Origin of the sequence: Paraburkholderia dipogonis (assembly GCF_046027395.1) — a bacterium.
GTDB lineage: Bacteria > Pseudomonadota > Gammaproteobacteria > Burkholderiales > Burkholderiaceae > Paraburkholderia > Paraburkholderia dipogonis_A.
This window is the reverse complement of the sequence record NZ_JAQQEG010000003.1, coordinates 278,379-297,441: the sequence shown is the minus strand read 5'-3', so window position 1 is coordinate 297,441 and position 19,063 is coordinate 278,379. Positions and strand designations below refer to the sequence as shown.

Below are 19,063 nucleotides of genomic sequence, written 5' to 3'. Positions count from 1 at the left end.
CGCGCGATTGGACGGCCACTTGGTTAAAACGAGCTTGCCGCCCTACTTTGTGAATTAGCTTAGGTCGTAACTTGCCAAAAAGATACGCCACACCCGTTAACCGTATAACGCATTCGGGGCACGCGGACAGTTGTGGCGCGCAAAGCGCGTGCTATCGTTATTAAGAGGTTGCAGATGGATGGTCGATAGCGGCGTCGATGTTTCGCGCGATTCACTCCAGCAGTTGCTGCGAGTAGCGCGGTCCCCGATTGCCTATGTTCTGTCCGGAACAAACAGGATGTGAAGATGTGGCGAATATTCATGCTGGTGTGCATGGCCGGGGCGATGCAGGCGCATTCGGGCGACGCTTTTGCGGCGCCGCAACGTGACGGCGCCGAGCGGGATACGAGTGCGGCGAGTTTGCCGCTCACGCTGGTCACTCCGTTCACGCCACAACCGGGCAAAGGGCTTTCTCCACGTATCGCGCTTGTGATCGGTAATGGCGCGTATGGTGCGGACGGCGCGGATCGTGCGGATCGCAATGACCCGCATGTGGACGCGTTGCGGGAAAACGCGCCGCGCGACGCCGAAGCCATGCGCGACAGGCTTCAAACGCTCGGCTTCGACGTCATCACGCGCACCAATGCGACGCCGCAGCAAATGCGCGAAGCCATCGGCGAATTCCATCAACGCTTGCGGGCAGGCGGTGTTGGCCTCTTCTATTTCGCGGGACACGGTATGCGGATCGGCCCGCAAACACTGCTCATCCCAGCGGGACTCGATGCTCGCTCGCCGGCTGAGGTCGTGAGCAACGGTGTCGATTTGCACGCCGTGCTACAGGCCATGCGCGGGCCGCGGGACGGCCGGCTCAATCTTGTGATCCTCGATACGTGTTTGAACAATCCGTTCTCGGCGGACGTGACGGACGATACGTCAGCGCTTCCCGGCAATACGGTGGTTGCCTACGCAACCGCGCCTGGCGGTTTTGCAGCGGACGGCGCACGCCACGGCGTCTATACGAATGCATGGCTGCACGCGCTCGACAGCGCTCCGTCGCTAGCGATGGCGGATCTGTTGCAACGCGTCGCAGTGCAGGTTCGCGACGCGACTGGCGGCGAGCAATCGCCGTGGCTTGCCTCGTCGCTTCCTCGGCCCTTGTTGATGGCCGATGCTGCGTCGACCGCTCGGGATAATCCCGTGGTCACGCTGCATAGCCGAGGCATCCTGCCGAAAGACAGCAGCGAACAATACGAAATCACGTTCTGGAATTCGATCAAGGACAGCAACTATCCGGGCGACTACGAGGCGTATCTGAAGGCCTATCCGAACGGCCGCTTCGCCACGCTCGCTCATGCGCGCATCGAGCGCTTGCGGGCTGCGGCGACATCAAATGCGCCGTCCGCGGCCACGCCTGCTGCGCCTTCAGTTGCGCCCGCGCCGCAGGCCGCGCGGCCGACGCCGCCGGCTAGTGCTCCAGCACCCAAGCCCACTGCGAGCGCTGCCCCGCCCGCGGCGCCACCGGCGGCGGTCGCGCAAAAGCCCGTCACGCATGCGCCAGTTGCCGGCGAAAGCCGTGATTGCGCGACCTGTCCGATCATGATCACCGTGCCCGCCGGTTCGTTCTCGATGGGCAGCAGTACCGACGACCCATCCGAAAAGCCCGTTCATCACGTGACTATTGGCGCGCCGTTCGCGATCGGCAAGTACGAGGTGACGGTCGACCAGTGGAACGCGTGTGTCGCCGCCAATGCCTGCCAGAAGCTCACGCCGGAAAGCAACACCAACAAGGCCGCACCGGCGCGCGACCTCAGCTGGGACGACGCGCAGCAGTACGTGAAATGGTTGAGCAAGACCACCGGCAAACCGTACCGTCTGCCCACCGAAGCGGAATGGGAATACGCGGATCGCGGCGGCACCACGACCGCCTACTGGTGGGGCGACCAGATGCGCAAGGGCAACGCCAATTGCAAGGACTGCGGCGACCCGTGGCACAAGGAAGGGCCTGAGGCCGCCGGCTCGTTCGCGCCGAATCCGCTCGGCCTGTACGACATGAACGGCAGCGTCTGGGAATGGACCGCCGACTGCTGGCACAACTCCTACCAGGGCGCGCCCGCCGATGGTCATGCATGGGACACCCCCGGCTGCGACATGCGCGTGATTCGTGGCGGCTCGTGGCGTGAAGGCGGCGGCTACATGCTCAGCGCGACACGCTTCAAGTACAGCGCGGGCGTGCGTCAATCGCAGGATGGCTTCCGGGTCGTCAAAGATCTGAAGTGACTTGCCACAGGCCGCGTTCAGGTCTCGATCGGACTCACAGCCCCTTACGAGAGAAAACCGCGCTCCCGCTCCGCTCAGGGCGAGCGCGGTTTCGTCGTGATCGGAGCGAAATCGGCGACGATATGATCGCGGCCGTATTTGCCGCCGATCTGCGCGAGGCGTGCATCGAGCGCACGCAGATAATCGGCGCGCGATTCGCTCTCCGGGCGCGGCTTGTCGAATAGCGGCGCCGGCGTGATCAGCAGCACCACCATCTCCGATCCGAACGGCTTCGAAATGATCCAGTCACCGGCGCTGCCGACCGTGGCGGCGTAGTGCGGCGGCGCCTGATTGTCCTTTGCGCGCGGGCTCGGCACCATGTGCACGACGCTGCCGTCGAGCTGGTAGTAGTCGAGGTTCACATATGAGTCGTAGCCCGGTGTGGTGACGTCGACCACTAGCGGGTCGCCGTCGCTCAACTGGCCGCCTGGCGGCCGCACATGCAAGGCCGCAACGTGGCCGGCCTGCATGTTGTGAATCCAGTAGGGCGCGAACGCCTTGATGGTGTCGCATTTGTCATCGGCGAGCGGCTCGACCTGAAGCGTCAGCGTATCGACGCCCGGCAACGCCGCCAGCGTGTCCTTCAGATGCGCCGCGCCATAACGTTGCGAGACGTAACCCCGCACCGTCAGCGAGTGATCCTGCACTGAGGCGGATAGCGCCGAACAAGGCACTTGCGTCAGCGCCGGTGTGACGGCGGCGAGAGTCAGTGCCGGCTTGGGCGCGGGCTTGGCTGCCGGCGCTGCCGGTGGCGTGGCGGGCACTGCCGCGACCGGACTTGCCGGCGGCGCCACCGGCGGCGCGGTCACCGTCCCTTCCGAAATCGACGAAGCCGCCTGCTCGGTCAAAGCCTGCGAGGCGCCTGCCTGCGTCTGTGGTCCGTTATGCCGGTTCGCCCCCGAGCGGAACGCGAACACGCCGACCGCCGCGGCGCAAACCACCGCGAAACTCGCGAGCCCCACCTTCGCCAGCGTGCCCGACTTTTCCGCGCGCGCTTCGTTATCGAACTCCGCGATAAAGCGCACCACGCTTGGCATGCGCGTATTGCGATCGAACGACAGCGCGGAACGCAGCGCGCGCCATTGTTTTGAATCGAGATTGGCCGGCCGCTGCGGTTTGAAATCAGAGTTGCGGGCTTGCGTCGCGGACAAGCGGTCAAACGGATGGTGGCCGGTCAGCAACTCATACGTGATGCAGCCCAGCGCGTAAATGTCATCGCGCGGATCCGGCTCGCGGTGCTCGATCATTTCCGGGCTGGCATACGCGGGCGTCAACGCGCCGAGGCTGCCCGGATCGAAGACGGTTGCATCGCTCTCCTCTTCCGGACGCTGGAACACGCGGGCAATGCCAAAGTCGATCACCTTCACTTCGGCATTCGTCGTGAGAAACACATTGGCGGGTTTGAAGTCGCAATGCACGAATCCGCGTTCGTGCGCATACGCGAGCGCGCTGCACATGCCGCGCACGATCGGCAGCGCCGCGCGCACCGGCATGCCCTGGTAACCCGGCGTGCGCAGCAACTGGCTGAGCGGCTTGCCGGACAGGTACTCCATCGTCAGATAGACGATCGGCCCGTCGCGGTCGAAGTCGTACACCGTGATGATGTTGCGATGCGCGAGCACTTGCGCCTTGCGCGCCTCGCGCTGCAACGCGACCAGCGAATTCGGGTTGCCGCGGAACTGGACGTTGAGCACCTTGATCGCGAGATACGGCTTGCGGTCCGAAGCCTCGAGCTTGCGCAGATCGAGCGCCTTGTACACCGTCCCCATGCCGCCGACGCCGAGGCATTCTTCGAGCACGAAGCGGTTGTTGAGCGTGTCGCCGGTGCCTTTGATCTGGTCGTGTCCTGCGGCACTACCGGCGCCAGCTATGTTGGCCGCGCTACCCGCGCTGGATGACCGTATCGACGGAATCTCGACGGTGGTCTGGATGCCGGTTTCGTCGCCGCCCGCCGCTACGTTCGACACGCGCAACTGCTCGATGCGTCGCCGCACTTCCACATAGAGATCGTCGGGGAGCGGCGCCTTGCGATGTGCAGCGCCAAGCATGTCCAGCAACTGCGTGGGACCGAGTCCTTCGGTCGTCAACGTGCTGTCGAGTTGAGCCACGAACTCGTCACGGGACAGCTCGCCGTTCTGAAAGTCGTGAATCACACGCGCAAGGCTAGCCATTTGTGCGAAGCGCCGCCGCTGCCGTTGGGCTGGGTCGCATGCGACCCAAGCCTCTCGGGCTGATAGAGAACCTGTCGTAACCAGTTACATGTGCCGCTTCGATACTAGCTCCGGCTCCGTGCTTTCGCAAACCAGGATTGGCCCGCTGCCTGCGCGGCGAGCCCGTGTCGGGCGATATCCAACAGCATGGGGTGGTCTGTCGGGCGTATGCCGTCTGTCGTTCTTCCCTTCCGCACGGCCGAGCTCCGGTGCGAGCCCGGTACTGCAACGCGAAACCCCTGTGCAGCAGGCCTCCACCAACTTTCTTAGGAACCTTGAATATAACTGGCACAGCCCGTGCATTAGTGACACCCGAGCAGACAAGTTGCTCGCACCCAATCGCAAGACCCTGACCTTTACCTTCTGGAGACTCACCATGAACACGCTGATGATCAAAGACCTGTCCATCACCGAACAACTCGACAGCAAGGCCATGAGCGCCGTGCGCGGCGGCACCGGCTACTATCCGTCCTCGTCGTACTTCAACTTCAGCCCCGTCTTTGCCCCGAACAACAGCAAGAAGGTCGACGCCACCCAGCTCATCAACAACGAGCTGAACCTGCAGAACGCCAACGGCAACAACGTCGCGTTCGCCACCGGCATCAGCTCGACCGTCAACCCGTACATCTCCACGAGCAACAACATCCACGTGTAATACGCGGCGACGCGAGGCGCCCGGCTCGCCGGCGCGCTTCGCCTGCCACCGATTACCCCCGTCTTCCGCGCACCTTTGGAGAAGCACCATGTCATCCCTCATGATTCGCGATCTGTCCGGCACCCGCGAGCTCGACCGCCGCGCCATGTCGGCGGTGGCCGGCGGCACCGGCAGCAGCGTGCCCGGCCTGCCCTCGGTCGCCGGCCTTGGCGGCATTGCCAACGTCAACGTCTCGATCAACCAGAACCTCAACCAGCTGCAGTACGTCAACGTCGCCGCACTCAACAACGTCGGCGTGATCGGCGCGGGCTTCGTGCCGCTGCACCTGAACGTCAGCCCGTCGCTGTGGGGCGCCAACTACGCCAACGTGTGACCGCTTGCCGTAGCGAGGGCCGGGGGGCCTTACTACTGCCGGCAGGTTGTCACCGGCCAGCGGGCGGCAGACAGATTTCCTATACTGATAGTGCGGGGAGACCTCAGCACATTTCACGACACACCCGAGCGGCGGCCGGCGCATTGCACCGGCGCGCCGCTCGACTTCTTTCCTGGAGCCACCATGACCAAGCTGATCATCAGGGACCTCAACGATAGCGTCGAACTCGACCGTCAGGCGATGGCGGCCATCGTCGGCGGCGCGCGTATCGGCGCGCGGCTGAACGCGGCCGTGCCGCTGGTGCCGGCTTCGGCACGCGTCGTCGAATATCCACCGGGGTTCCCCGGGGTGCATCAGACGATTGCCACAGCGGCCATGCGGCGCAAAACATAGCGCGCCTCGCTTCGGCGTCGCACAGTCACAGCAACGGCACGCGTCACACACGCGTGCCGTTTGCTTTTGTTGCCAACGGAGCGCCGTAAGCCGACATTCCGCCCGCGATTGGTCGGGCCTCACCGAACAGTCCCGTCGAAATTCGCGCTCACTGAACATCATGCTCGGCGAACGCATGACGTCTATCGCTTGCTGCCCTTGTGTTGCCGCCTCGCATTCGGTTTCCTCGCTCATCGCACGCAAATTGGCATAGCCCTTGCAGAACGAGGGCTGAGCACTGCACTGTGCTCGCCCATCCACGTTCAGGAGTAACGCCATGAAATCCACGCTCATCATCAAAGACCTGCCGCGTTCCGCGGATCACGCACACGACGAAATGACGCTCACCGCCGAGCAGATGAAGGCGCTACGCGGCGGCCGTTCCGTCATTGTCACCGTCGACCATGGCCCTCTCGGCCAAGTCGACGACTTCGGAATCAACACCGCCATCTTCGAAGGGCGTATTAAAGGACCGTACCTGTAGGACGCGCGAGATGTCCGCAATTAGAAACAGGCCCCCTCGACGTCTTCGCCGTTGGAGGGGGCCTGTCCATTGACGGGGTGAATGTCCCGCGTCTCGTGTTCTCATCGATGCTTGCCTCTTGCCAGGCAATCCGTTTCAAGCGGCGTCGGTTTGACGCTCACCCTTCGACGTCCCGACGTTGAACGATATCTCTTCGGCCACCGCTTCGCCCAGGCCAACCAATCCATCGAATTCCTCGCACGAAGCCATCCGGTCTGCGACAGCATCGGGCAATCGTTGAAGCGATCCGCGCCGGCGACAGCGTAACAACGGAACGCGCTGTGCCGCGAATCTCTCGCGCGCTGTCTTCGGTTCCCGTTCGACATCTTGTGCGTCATCTCGAAGTTTGACCGCCATCGGCCGGAGTGAGTCCATTCGCCACTGCCCGTGTCGTGCGATATCCAACAGCATGGGGTGGTCTGTCGGGCGTATGCCGTCTGTCGTTCTTCCCTTCCGCACGGCCGAGCGCCGGTGCGAGCCCGGTACTGCAACGCGAAACCCCTGTGCAGCAGGCCTCCACCAACTTTCTTAGGAACCTTGAATATAACTGGCACAGCCCGTGCATTAGTGACACCCGAGCAGACAAGTTGCTCGCACCCAATCGCAAGACCCTGACCTTTACCTTCTGGAGACTCACCATGAACACGCTGATGATCAAAGACCTGTCCATCACCGAACAACTCGACAGCAAGGCCATGAGCGCCGTGCGCGGCGGCACCGGCTACTATCCGTCCTCGTCGTACTTCAACTTCAGCCCCGTCTTTGCCCCGAACAACAGCAAGAAGGTCGACGCCACCCAGCTCATCAACAACGAGCTGAACCTGCAGAACGCCAACGGCAACAACGTCGCGTTCGCCACCGGCATCAGCTCGACCGTCAACCCGTACATCTCCACGAGCAACAACATCCACGTGTAATACGCGGCGACGCGAGGCGCCCGGCTCGCCGGCGCGCTTCGCCTGCCACCGATTACCCCCGTCTTCCGCGCACCTTTGGAGAAGCACCATGTCATCCCTCATGATTCGCGATCTGTCCGGCACCCGCGAGCTCGACCGCCGCGCCATGTCGGCGGTGGCCGGCGGCACCGGCAGCAGCGTGCCCGGCCTGCCCTCGGTCGCCGGCCTTGGCGGCATTGCCAACGTCAACGTCTCGATCAACCAGAACCTCAACCAGCTGCAGTACGTCAACGTCGCCGCACTCAACAACGTCGGCGTGATCGGCGCGGGCTTCGTGCCGCTGCACCTGAACGTCAGCCCGTCGCTGTGGGGCGCCAACTACGCCAACGTGTGACCGCTTGCCGTAGCGAGGGCCGGGGGGCCTTACTACTGCCGGCAGGTTGTCACCGGCCAGCGGGCGGCAGACAGATTTCCTATACTGATAGTGCGGGGAGACCTCAGCACATTTCACGACACACCCGAGCGGCGGCCGGCGCCTTGCACCGGCGCGCCGCTCGACTTCTTTCCTGGAGCCACCATGACCAAGCTGATCATCAGGGACCTCAACGATAGCGTCGAACTCGACCGTCAGGCGATGGCGGCCATCGTCGGCGGCGCGCGTATCGGCGCGCGGCTGAACGCGGCCGTGCCGCTGGTGCCGGCTTCGGCACGCGTCGTCGAATATCCGCCGGGGTTCCCCGGGGTGCATCAGACGATTGCCACAGCGGCCATGCGGCGCAAACCGTAGCGCGCCTGGCCCCACCGCTGCACAGTCACAGCAACGGCACGCGTCACACACGCGTGCCGTTTGCTTTTTGCCGAAGGTGAATCGCAACAACCAGACATCCTCAACGACGCGCGAGCTATCCGCATCCAGCAACACCCTTCTTCGCTTCTTCGCCATGAACGAGCGCTTGTTCAATTAGCCTGGTGAATGTCCGCACGCGGCGACGCCGCCCGCCCTGCGCTCACCTATGATGCTTAGGACGCCACGTGGTTTTTTTATCGCTGTCCGCCAATAGCACGCACTATCCGGACAGCTTGCTGGCGCAGGAGTGAACACGGCGCGCTGCATCCTCGACGCGCCGTACCCATAAGCGACGATGGCAGCGCGCCACGAGCCGGCATCGCCATTTCGGATTGGAGACGCGCAATGAAATTTATCGTCCTATGGAACGGTCTGCCGACTGCGGAGAGTTCCGTCATCGAACGTTTCATGAAGACCGGCGGCCGGGTGCCGGACGGAGTCAAATTGCTGGGACGCTGGCACGCTATCGGCGGCTTGCACGGCGTTGCGATCGTCGAGTCTGACGACACGGGCGCGATGGCGGCGCTGGCGCTCGAATGGGGCGACCTGCTCACGATGAACATCTCCCCGGCCTTGACCGACGAAGAACTGGGCGGCGCCCTCGGCAAATATGCCGCAGCGGGTAACAAGTAAGCACGCCATGAGCGCCGGGCTCGCCGCGCCGCTTCCGAGCGGGCAACTGCTGCCGTTCCGCGAATCGCTGCTTGCGATGCTCGGCATCGCATTTGTCGCGATGCTGGTGGCGCTGGATCAAACCATCGTCGGCACCGCGCTGCCGCGTATCGTCGCCGAACTGAAGGGCTTCGACCTGTACGCGTGGGTCGCGACGTCGTACATGCTGGCCTCGGTCATCACGATTCCCATCTTCGGGCGGCTGGGCGATCTGTTCGGCCGCAAGCGGTTTCTGATCGCCGCGATCCTGTTGTTCACGGGCGCTTCTGTGTTGTGCGGCTTTGCCAGCAGCATGTTGCTGCTGGTGATTTCTCGCGGCCTGCAAGGGATCGGCGGTGGCATTCTGATCGGCACAGTGTTCGCCACCGTCGCCGATCTGTTTCCCAATCCTAAACTGCGGCTGCGCTGGCTGGTGTTCGTCACGTCCGCGTTCGGCGTGTCCAACATGATCGGGCCGACGCTCGGCGGAATGTTGACGCAGTACGGCGGCTGGCGGCTGGTGTTTTTCGTCAACGTGCCGGTCGGACTCGTATCGCTGCTGTTCGTGCAGCGCTTTCTGCCGCCGCTGCTTCATCTACGGCGCAAAGGTCCCGTGCGGCTCGACTGGCTCGGCGCGTTCGTGCTCGCGGTCACGTTCGGCTCGCTGCAAGTGCTGATCGAACTGTTTCCGAGGCGCGGGATCGACACGACGACCATCGTGCTGACCATCGTGGCCGCGACGTGTGGGCTGATTCTATGGCTATGGGAGCGGCGCATCGGCTATCCGATCGTGCCGGTGGACATGCTCATGGATCGCAAGCTCTCCGCGCTGTTCGCGATGTCGGTGCTCGGCGGCTTCGCACTCTTTTCGCTGGTGTTTTATGTGCCGCTGCTGTTTCAGGGCGGCTACGCGATGTCCGCGCACGACTCGGGCATGCTGATCACACCATTGCTGCTCGGCACGACCGTGGGCAGCGTGCTCAACAATCGAATCGTCACACGGGTCCGCCGCGCGAACGGCATCATGTACGCCGGCTTTGCGCTGTCCGCGCTCGCATGTCTCAGCGTGGTCGTATTGCGGGGCACGGAGCCGCATCTGGTGTGGGCATCGTGCATGGGCATCAGCGGACTCGGTCTCGGGCTGGTGGCGACCAGCCTGACCGTCTGCTCGCAGCAGATCGTCGGGCGGGACCATGTCGGCGCGGCCACCGCACTACTTCAATCGCTGCGGACATTCGGCGGCATGCTCGGCACGGTGATGACCGGCGCGTTGCTCGCCCATCTCTATTCGCGTGGGGTGCATCGCTCGCTCGATTCGTATCAGGCAACGCAGTGGTTCAAATCCTTCGCCAGTCCCGAACTGCTGGTGGATCGCGCGGAACAGGCCGCGCTGATCAATCGTCTGGTGAGTGCCGGCCAGTCAGGCGACGCCATGATGAGATCCGCGCGCGAAGCGCTGGTGCAGTCCATTCACATCGGCATTCTGGTGGCCGGCGCCGCCGCGCTGATCGGTTTGTGCCTCGCGTGGTTCGTGCCGCCCGTGCGGATCAGCTATCCGGAAACCGAACTCGCACCGGATGGGCAACCGCCCGCCGAGACCCTTCCACCGCACCGCAGCGCGCTTTGAGCGCGCCGCCGGCTGTCCTCGAATCTTCTTCTTGCGTTCTGTATCAGTCGATATATAATCGCGTTCTATATCGACTGATACAGAATCGCCGTTAGCGACGCTGGAAGGACATTCACCATGGCAAGACCCCGCGGATTCGATGAACACGAGGTGCTGGAAGCCGCCAGCGCGGCCTTCTGGACGAAGGGCTACGAGGCGACCTCCACGCGCGATCTGGTCAAATCAACCGGCCTGACGCAGCCAAGCCTCTACAACGCGTTCGGCGATAAGCGCACGCTGTATGTGCGCGCGCTCGAGCATTATCTCGAGCACACGTTGCGGGAACGGATCAGGCGATTGGAACAGTCCGTATCGCCGGCTCTCGGCATCACGATGTTCTTCCACGAGATCCTGGAGCGAACGCTCGCCGATCCTGCCCAGCGCGGCTGCATGTTGGTGAACTCGGCGCTGGAAACCACATCGGAGGACGAAGCATTCCGCGCAATCGTCGCCACGGAATTCTCAGAAATCCGCGCGTTTTTCTACCGCCGCATGGTTGCGGCCGGCGAGAGCGGCGAGATCACCGCCATCGTTTCCGCCGATGACGCCGCTACTCATCTGCTAGCCACGTTGATCGGCGTTCGCGTTCTCGCGCGGGTCAATCCGCAACAGGCGCTGCTCATTGGCGCGATTGCGCCGGTTTTGCTGCTGCTCGGTTTGCCTGCCCTACCGGCGATAGACAACGACGTCTGAGCCACGCGCCTGACAAGGCGCGCCCCTTCGCTTCGCTTTCCCACCGACATCCGGCAGCGCCGCTACCAGCGCGCGCACCGGTAAAGGAACCGTCATGTCCGCTGCACCGATAACGTCCGACAGTCCAGTCTCACTCGATGCCCGCGCGCTCTTCGCAACGCTCGCGGGACTGTGCGGCAGTCTCGTCGCCATCGGCCTCGCCCGTTTCGCATACACGCCGCTGATTCCCTCGCTGATCCAGGCGCACTGGTTCACCTCGTCGCAAGCGGTGACGCTCGGCGCGGCGAACTTCGCCGGCTATCTGGTCGGCGCGTTGATCGGCCGTCCGCTCGCAGCGGCGCTGTCGAACCGCAGCGCGTTGCGCATGCTGATGGCGGTGGTGACGGCCGCCTTCTTCGCCTGCGCGTATCCGCTTTCGGTGAGCTGGTTTTTCACGTGGCGTTTGTTGTCGGGCATTTCCGGTGGCGCGATCATGGTGCTGGTGGCGACGTCGATTCTTCCGCACATTCCGGCGCCGCGCCGTGGCTTCGTGAGCGGCATGATCTTTCTTGGACTCGGCTTGGGTATCGCGGCATCCGGCACATTGATCCCGAAGCTGCTTCACTATGGTTTGCACACTACGTGGATCGGTCTCGGCGTGGTGGCGCTGGTGCTGACCGCGTTGAGCTGGTTCGGCTGGCCTTCAACGAATCCGCCCGCAGCGGTCGTGCCGTCCGGCGCGCATGACGCAGTGCGCCCTCAAGGCTTCACGCTGCGCGTGCTGTACGCGCAATACGCGGCGAACGCCCTCGGCCTCGTACCGGCGATGGTGCTGCTCGTCGACTATATCGCTCGCGGCCTGGGACGCGGCGCCGCAATCGGCGCGGATTACTGGGTGCTGTACGGCCTCGCTGCGATCGCCGGACCGGTGATCTGCGGCAACGTGGCCGATCGCATCGGCTTCGGCAAGGCATACCGCGTCGGACTGCTTCTGCAAGCGGCCGCGGTCGCCATGCTCGCGTTTTCGGGCAACTCGCTCGTACTGGCCGCCTCGACTGTGATTCTCGGCATCTTCACGCCAGGCATCGTGCCGCTCGTGCTCGGCCGGATTCATGAACTCGTGCCGCACGATCACACCGAACAGCGGGCCGCATGGAGTCGCGCGACGACGGCCTTCGCGCTCTTCCAGGCGCTCGGCGGCTATGGGTACTCGTACCTTTTCTCGCATACGCATAACGACTACGCGTTGATTTTCACCTGTGGAGCGGTGGCGCTCGGTATCGCCTTCGCCGCTGATCTGCTTGCGTCGCGTATCGGCGCCGCACGCCACAGCGCGGTGTGAGTGGTTTCCGACGTTGCCCGCTCGACTTTTTCGCTTTGGGCATGCGGCTTGCTCAATCATGACACCGATACTGCCTTCGCAGGAACGCCCACAAGGCGTGCCTTGCGTAGCTGTCGTGAAGGCAGGTCCAATCAACCAGGCGGAGGTCATTCATATGTTGGGAACTATTCTTCTAGTCGTGCTGATTCTTCTGCTCATCGGTGCGCTCCCCACGTGGCCGCACAGTCGTGCGTGGGGTTACGGTCCTACGGGCGGTCTAGGCCTCGTCGTGATCGTGGTGATCGTATTGCTGGTCGTCGGCGTCATATAGCCTCAGCTGCGTAGCGTTTCGTAGTACCCGCATTCTTTGAAATCGGGTCGGCCGCCGGATATCTCCGCAGTTCGCCGCATGGATATCCGGCGGCCTGGCTATGTCGATGGCCGATGACATTGCCACCTTGTCACGCCGGGAGCCGCGATGGAAAAGTTACTCGCGAATCAGGTCGCGCCGGTCACGGGCGCCAGTTCGGGCATTGGTTCTGGCGTCGCCAAAGCGCTCGCGGATGCGGGCGCGGCCGTCGTCGTGAACTATCACTCACATGCCGAAGACGCGGAGCAACTCGCGCGCGAGATCGAGCAAGCAGGCGGCGCCGCACTCGCGGCTCAGGCCGACGTCTCCGATCCCGCTCAGGTCGAGAGGATGTTCGCGGCATGCCGCGCGCGTTTCGGGAGCGTCGATATCGTGATCGCGAACTCGGGCTTGCAGAAAGACAATGCGTTCGCCGATATGACGCTGGACGATTGGCAACAGGTGCTGGCGACCAATCTCACCGGCCAGTTCCTGACTGCACAAGCGGCTGTGAAAGAGTTCCGGCGGCGTGGACCGAAAGCCACGTCCAAAGCGCTCGGGAAGATCATTTGCATGAGCTCGGTGCACGAAGTCATTCCGTGGGGCGGGCACGTCAATTACGCGGCGTCCAAAGGCGGCATTCAGATGTTCATGAAATCGCTCGCCCAGGAGCTCGCGCCCGAACGCATCCGCGTCAACTCCATTGCGCCGGGCGCGATTCGCACGCCGATCAACAAGGACGCGTGGGACACCCAGCCCGCGCTGCAGAAACTATTGAAGTTGATTCCCTACGGCCGCGTGGGCGAAGCGGACGACATCGGCAAGGCCGCCGTCTGGCTCGCCTCGGATGAAAGCGACTACGTGGTCGGCACGACGTTGTTCGTCGATGGCGGCATGACGCTGTATCCGGGGTTCGCCGACAACGGTTAAGCGTTGCCTTCGAGCAGCTGCTCGAACAGATCCGCGTCACCCATTTGCCCGCCTTTGAGCATGATCTCCATGCCGTCGAGTTCCGCGCGATCGGCATGGAGACGGCACACGGTGACGCCCGCCGATAACGGCGCGAGATACGACAGTCCCCATGCGCCGAGCGCGCGCACGGCAAAACTCGACGTGTCGCCTCCCGCAATGCCGATGCGCTGTAATCGCACGGCGCCGAGTACCTGTTGCAAGAGTGACGCACAGGCGTGCGCGAGTTGCGGCAGCGCGCCGCTTCCGCTCGACGCGCGGCGCGTCGTGAAAGCAAGCACATTGCGTCCGTCGCGCAAGGGTCCGGCTATTGCCGCCACGCGCTCCGCCAGATAGCCGGAGGCGGCGTCGCCAGTCATTTTCAGTGGGTCCAGTTCCACACGCAGATAGGACTGCGCCGCGCCGATCTGCACCTCGGTCAATGGCGAGAGACTGCCCGCCAGCACGAATACGGGGCCGCGCGCGCGAGGCAACAGCGGCGTGGTTCGGGTTTCCGCAGCGGCATCTTTAACGCGGTTGTCATGCGCCAACGCATAAGCCTGCGCGACGCTGCTCGCGCCGACCGCGAGCAACGGCGCCGATTCCATGGCGTGACGCGCCATCACGTGGCCAATCGCCTCAAGATGTGAATCCTCAAGCACGTCGAACAGCACGGCGTCGGGTTTCGAATCGAGGCGGCGCTGCACCTGCGCTTGAAGTTCGGCGTCGCCGTGCGCGTAGCAGCGCCAGTCGATCGATTGCACATTCTTCACACCTTGGCGCTGAAGATGCACGCGTAAGTCCGCTTCGTTCATCGGCGTGACGGGATGACGGCTCATCGTCGGATGACGGTCGATGCGGTAGATCGACTGCGCGCTATCGTCCGCGCCGGCTGCCGCGAAGAGTTCGCCGAACACGCAATAGCGCCGCAGATTCGGCTGACCGCCGACCACCGCGACGAGTTCGTTCGCGCAGTACTCGCGCAAAGCGCGGATCGCCACGCCGATGCTGCCGGTTTCCGGCGCGCTATCGAACGTCGAGCACACCTTGTAGTGCATCACCCGCACGCCGAGCGCAGCGAATGCGGCGCCGACACGCTCGAGTTCCTGCCGCTGCGCGGCAGGCGGCATGGTCCGCGCGGCGCCCGCTACGCCGAGCGCATCGAGCCGGCCGAGCATCGAAAGACGCGCGGCATCCGGCGGTGCGAAGAACAGCATGGTGCGCAAACCGGCGCGGGCGAGATGGGCGAGCGTGTCGGTTGCGCCGGTGAAGTCGTCGCCGTAGAAGGCGTAGGCGGGACTGTCGCCGTTCGCTTCCTCGCTCATGTTTTGTTCCGAGTCGCCTGAAACGTTCACGTGCGGCTGCCGAAAAATGCCAACGCGCGCCGCAACTCGGGCATGTGCTCGGCGTATACCGGCAGCGGCGTGCCCGCCTGCACCGCAGCCCACGCCTGGCGCACGCTCGTGACGCCTGCTGCCGGACCATCGGGATGCGCGAGAATGCCGCCGCCCGACATGAACAGCAGGTCGGTGGAGCGCACGGCGTCGAATGTCGCTTGCACGGTGCCGGCCCATTGCCCTGATGAAAACGCCGGCAGTACGGCATCGTCGCAACCGGCGGCGAGCGGCGTCGCGCAATCGCGCGCCGACTCGATCACTTCGGCGTCGCTCTGCGCGAATTTGCCGGCAAGGCCATGCACGTGCATATGATCGACGCCGCTCAAACGCCAGAGCGTCTGATACGCCTGAAACGACATCCCCAAGGCGGGATCGCGCGACATCATGCCGTAGCCGTTGCGATGCGCGTGGAGCACGAGCGGCGTCGCGCGGCGCAGCGTCTGGAGCGCGGAAAAGCCGCACCAGTTGATGCTCGCCATCACGCAACTGCCGCCTTCGCGCTCGACCAGTTCCGCGTGACGACGCATGGCGTCGAGATCGTCGGTGATATTGAACGCGATCATCACAGGACGGCCAGTGCGTTCACGGTAGCGGCGCACTTCGGCCATCACCGCCCGCACACGCTCCGCCAGCGGCGCATGGGCGGGATTCGCGCACACCTCGTCGTCCTTGATGAAATCGACTCCCGCTTCGCACAGTTCGCGCACCAGCGCCGCCGTTTCCGCCGCGCTCAAACCCACGTTCGGCTTGATGATGGTGCCGATCATCGGCCTGTCCTTCACGTCCGTCAGCGCGCGCGTGCCGGCCACGCCATGACGCGGCAATTCGAACCGCGCACGATACGAAGCCGGCAAGCGCAACGACAGCAGCCGCATGCCGGTCACTTCGCCGAGATCGTACAGATTGCCGGCGACGGTCGCGGCCAGCGTGGGCAGATTGGCGTCGATATTGGCCAGCGGAAACGACAGCGTGATGCGCGCACGCCGCCACGGCCCCGGCGTGCCTTGACGCTCGAGCCATGCGTTCGGCAAGCTGGCCCGCGCCGCGGCCTCCAGTTCTTCGATGCGCAGCACGCTCGCGCGGCTGCGCGCGCGCAGCGCATCGGATTCGTTGGCAACGCGCACGAAAGTCCCACTCGATTGCTCGCCGGCCATGACGTCGGCGACGCGCGCGAGATCGAGCGGCGTCTCGATCAGATAGTCCGCCTCGAGCGCATCGTCGTGTACGGCCAGCGGTTGCAGCGTCCCGCTCATAGCGTGCCCAGATCGGGAAAGCGGCGCACCGGCTCGCGGCCGTCCCAATCGCGCGACGCCGCGTAGATCATGTCGAAGAGTTTGCCTTTTGGCCCTGCAATCTCGGACAACTCGATCACGGTACCGGGATGATTTTCCGTATCAAAGTAGACGAAGCGCCCGTTGCGCCCCACTTCGCCGCTCATCGCGACTTTGAAACCCTGCTCCTGCAGGCGCGCGAGATCGGAGTCGAACGAAGTGGTCCAGTACGCGTTGTGTTGCAAGCCGGTATGGCCCGCGGCGAGAAAGTCGCGATACATGGACGGCGCGTCGTTGCGTGTCTGGATCAGTTCGACCTGCAACGGTCCCGAATTCGCCAGAGCCACCGAGTTATGCACCTCGTACGGTTGCCCACGGTAGGTGTAGTTCTCGATCGGCACGCGTTCGTTGTAGAACCACGGACCGACACCGAGCACGCGGCTCCAGTAGTCCATTGCGGCTTCGATGTCTCGCACCACGTAGCCTGCCTGCCGGATTTCGCCAAAGAAACGACTCATGAAACTCTCCCGATGCTGCGGGGTTGAAAGACGAGCGACGCCCCGGCGCGGCGAGGACGCAGCGCCCGAAGGTCGAACCTGTTAATAAACTTGAGAGACCTGCTTAGAGAAACCCGATCGAAATCCAGGGAATCGCCGCGACCAGAATCAGGCCGACGATCAACGCGCCCATGTAACCGACAATCGGACGAATGCCCGCGTCGGGATTGACCTTGCTGATCGCGCACGCCGAGTAGTAGCCGACACCGAACGGCGGCGAGAAGAGGCCCACGCCCATCGACAGAATCACGACGATCGCGTAATGCACTTCATGCACGCCCGCGAGCCGCGCGATGGGAAACAGCAGCGGCCCGAACAGCACGATCGCGGGAATCCCTTCGAGCACGCTGCCGAGCATCACGAACACGACGATCGACACCGCGAGAAAACCGTAGGCGCCGCCGGGCATCGAGCCCATGAGTTGCGCAAGGTCCTGCGAAAAGCCGGATTGCGTGAGCGCCCAGGCCATCGCCGTGGCGCAGCCGATAATGAAGAGGATCGCGCCCGACAACGTCGCTGCATCCACCAGCATGCGGCCGAGCCGCCGCCACTCGAAGCGGCGATAGATCAGCAGGCCGATCAGCATCGAATAAGCGATACCGATGGTCGACACCTCCGTCGCCGTCGCCACGCCTTCGACCACCGCCATGCGAATCACGAACGGCAACGCCAGCGCCGGCAACGACACGATGAACAGACGGCCGATCTGCCGCTTGCTGAATCGCTGCGCGCCGCTCAAGTCTTCCTTGCGATAGCGCCACCACACCACCACGCACAGGATCAGCGCGAGCACCGCGCCCGGCAGCATGCCCGCGGTGAAGAGCGCGGATATCGACAGACCCGTCACCGAACCGATCGTGATCAGCACAATGCTCGGTGGGATGGTTTCGCTTTGTGCGCCGGTCGTGGCGAGCAGCGCGACCAGGTCACCTTCGGAAGCGCCGCGTTTTTTCATCTCCGGGAACAGCACCGGCGCGATGGCCGCCATGTCCGCCACTTTCGAACCGGAGATGCCCGACACCAGGTACATCGCGCCGATCAATACGAACGACAGACCGCCATGCACATGACCGACGAGGCTCGCGAGAAACTCGATCATCGCGCGCGCCATGCCGGTCATTTCGATCAGCAAGCCGAGGAACACGAAGAGCGGCACGGCGAGCAGCACGAGATGCGACATGCCTTCGTCCATGCGGCCGACCACGACTTCGAGCGGGGTAAAGGTCGAGAGGCCCAGATAGCCGAACGTGGCGAGCGCAAACGAAAAACCGATCGGCACGCCCGAGAAAATCCCGATCGCCACCACGCCGACGAAAAAGATCACGAGGTTGGTTTTGCCGAGCGTCTGAAACCACGGCCCGGCGAACACGGCCACCGCGGCCAATACAGCCGTGATTGCGAGCACGATCACGACGTCGCGCACGCGACTCACCTGGGCAAGGCGGTTCAGGCCGACCAGCAGCATGAGCGCCGCGCCGATCGGCAACGCAAGCGCGCGCCACGCGTTGCTGATCTGCAAGGCGGGTGTCACGATCGCTGCCTCGCCGGCGGCATAGTCGTATGCGGGAGCGATCAGCAGCGCGAGCAATGCGATCGACGCGGCGATCGCCAGCGTGTCGACGAACGCGCGCCGCTGCGGCGACAGGCGGCTGACCAGCGCCGTCATCCGCATATGTTCGCCGCGGCGCAACGCGAGCACGGCGCCGAGCATGGCGAGCCACAGGAACAGAATGCCGGCCAGTTCATCCGACCACACGAGCGGCTGATGCAGCAGGTAGCGGCACACCACGCCCGCGAGCATCACGACGATTTCCATGGCGAGCAGCGCCGCCGCGCACACTTCGACGAGCGCGATCAGGCCGCGATCGAAACTCCTTAGCCAGCGGCGCGGCATGCTCGCCGCGCGCAACGGCACGCCCGCGTCCGCCGGATTCAATGCGTGATTCGACATCCTGCTGTCTCCTCGCGGCGCCTCGCCGCGCTTCGTCTCAGGCTCACCT

19 protein-coding genes and 1 pseudogene are annotated in these 19,063 nt (G+C 64.0%); 15 read left to right on the top strand and 5 right to left on the bottom strand.

The genetic code is table 11. The features are described from left to right. Positions 1-285: 285 nt before the first annotated feature. Together PQR32_RS05375 and PQR32_RS05370 are read left to right on the top strand one after the other, a co-directional pair. Positions 286-1,125: pseudogene (locus tag PQR32_RS05375) on the top strand (caspase family protein); the annotation flags it as partial. A gap of 15 nt (positions 1,126-1,140) precedes the next feature. Beyond that, positions 1,141-2,256 (top strand): formylglycine-generating enzyme family protein, encoded by a 1,116-nt coding sequence (locus tag PQR32_RS05370; RefSeq protein WP_408223074.1) that lies wholly within the window; start codon positions 1,141-1,143, stop codon positions 2,254-2,256. Positions 2,257-2,330: 74 nt separating this feature from the next. Here the strand turns inward: PQR32_RS05370 and PQR32_RS05365 are convergent, their stop codons facing one another. After that, positions 2,331-4,466 carry a serine/threonine protein kinase gene (locus tag PQR32_RS05365; RefSeq protein ID WP_408222959.1) on the bottom strand — a complete coding sequence of 712 codons (2,136 nt, stop codon included), beginning with the start codon at positions 4,464-4,466 and terminating at the stop codon, positions 2,331-2,333. Between the two features lie 415 nt (positions 4,467-4,881). On the opposite strand from PQR32_RS05365, the gene PQR32_RS05360 reads away from it, so the two are divergent. From PQR32_RS05360 to PQR32_RS05300, 13 genes are all read left to right on the top strand, one after another. Further along, positions 4,882-5,160, top strand: coding sequence for a hypothetical protein (locus tag PQR32_RS05360; protein ID WP_408222953.1), 279 nt, complete (start codon positions 4,882-4,884; stop codon positions 5,158-5,160). Between the two features lie 88 nt (positions 5,161-5,248). Then, on the top strand, positions 5,249-5,533 hold the full coding sequence (locus PQR32_RS05355) for a hypothetical protein (RefSeq protein ID WP_132378884.1): 285 nt from the start codon (positions 5,249-5,251) through the stop codon (positions 5,531-5,533). Between the two features lie 183 nt (positions 5,534-5,716). Then, positions 5,717-5,926: a hypothetical protein gene (locus PQR32_RS05350; RefSeq protein ID WP_408222957.1), complete on the top strand. Its 210-nt coding sequence runs from the start codon at positions 5,717-5,719 to the stop codon at positions 5,924-5,926. 316 nt (positions 5,927-6,242) lie between these two features. Beyond that, positions 6,243-6,449, top strand: a complete 207-nt coding sequence (locus PQR32_RS05345) for a hypothetical protein (RefSeq protein WP_408222955.1) — start codon at positions 6,243-6,245, stop codon at positions 6,447-6,449. A gap of 677 nt (positions 6,450-7,126) precedes the next feature. Continuing rightward, complete coding sequence (locus PQR32_RS05340) at positions 7,127-7,405, top strand: hypothetical protein (RefSeq protein ID WP_408222953.1); 279 nt, start codon at positions 7,127-7,129, stop codon at positions 7,403-7,405. An 88-nt stretch (positions 7,406-7,493) separates the two neighbouring features. Beyond that, positions 7,494-7,778, top strand: coding sequence for a hypothetical protein (locus PQR32_RS05335; RefSeq protein ID WP_132378884.1), 285 nt, complete (start codon positions 7,494-7,496; stop codon positions 7,776-7,778). 183 nt (positions 7,779-7,961) lie between these two features. Next, entirely contained in the window at positions 7,962-8,171 is a 210-nt protein-coding gene (locus tag PQR32_RS05330) for a hypothetical protein (protein WP_408222951.1), read from the top strand. 405 nt (positions 8,172-8,576) lie between these two features. After that, the gene (locus PQR32_RS05325; protein ID WP_408204379.1) at positions 8,577-8,864 is read left to right on the top strand and encodes a DUF3303 domain-containing protein; all 288 of its coding nucleotides are present in this window, start codon (positions 8,577-8,579) and stop codon (positions 8,862-8,864) included. Positions 8,865-8,871: 7 nt separating this feature from the next. Continuing rightward, positions 8,872-10,509, top strand: coding sequence for an MFS transporter (locus PQR32_RS05320; protein ID WP_408222949.1), 1,638 nt, complete (start codon positions 8,872-8,874; stop codon positions 10,507-10,509). Between the two features lie 117 nt (positions 10,510-10,626). Next, positions 10,627-11,241: a TetR/AcrR family transcriptional regulator gene (locus PQR32_RS05315; protein WP_408222947.1), complete on the top strand. Its 615-nt coding sequence runs from the start codon at positions 10,627-10,629 to the stop codon at positions 11,239-11,241. Positions 11,242-11,335: 94 nt separating this feature from the next. Further along, positions 11,336-12,562: a YbfB/YjiJ family MFS transporter gene (locus PQR32_RS05310; protein ID WP_408222945.1), complete on the top strand. Its 1,227-nt coding sequence runs from the start codon at positions 11,336-11,338 to the stop codon at positions 12,560-12,562. Positions 12,563-12,716: 154 nt separating this feature from the next. Continuing rightward, complete coding sequence (locus PQR32_RS05305; RefSeq protein ID WP_012429014.1) at positions 12,717-12,872, top strand: DUF3309 family protein; 156 nt, start codon at positions 12,717-12,719, stop codon at positions 12,870-12,872. Between the two features lie 147 nt (positions 12,873-13,019). Next, entirely contained in the window at positions 13,020-13,820 is an 801-nt protein-coding gene (locus PQR32_RS05300; RefSeq protein WP_408222943.1) for an SDR family oxidoreductase, read from the top strand. On the opposite strand, the gene PQR32_RS05295 is transcribed toward PQR32_RS05300, so the two are convergent. The 4 genes from PQR32_RS05295 to PQR32_RS05280 form a co-directional block, all read right to left on the bottom strand. Continuing rightward, complete coding sequence (locus tag PQR32_RS05295) at positions 13,817-15,163, bottom strand: four-carbon acid sugar kinase family protein (RefSeq protein WP_408222942.1); 1,347 nt, start codon at positions 15,161-15,163, stop codon at positions 13,817-13,819. The two genes, PQR32_RS05300 and PQR32_RS05295, sit on opposite strands and share 4 nt — an antisense overlap. Positions 15,164-15,189: 26 nt before the next feature. After that, positions 15,190-16,488, bottom strand: coding sequence for a ribulose-bisphosphate carboxylase large subunit family protein (locus PQR32_RS05290; RefSeq protein ID WP_408222940.1), 1,299 nt, complete (start codon positions 16,486-16,488; stop codon positions 15,190-15,192). Next, positions 16,485-17,024, bottom strand: a complete 540-nt coding sequence (locus tag PQR32_RS05285; RefSeq protein WP_408222938.1) for a VOC family protein — start codon at positions 17,022-17,024, stop codon at positions 16,485-16,487. The genes PQR32_RS05290 and PQR32_RS05285 overlap by 4 nt, the downstream gene beginning before the upstream one ends. Before the next feature lie 103 nt (positions 17,025-17,127). Continuing rightward, the gene (locus PQR32_RS05280) at positions 17,128-19,014 is read right to left on the bottom strand and encodes a TRAP transporter large permease (protein WP_408222936.1); all 1,887 of its coding nucleotides are present in this window, start codon (positions 19,012-19,014) and stop codon (positions 17,128-17,130) included. Positions 19,015-19,063 lie beyond the last annotated feature (49 nt).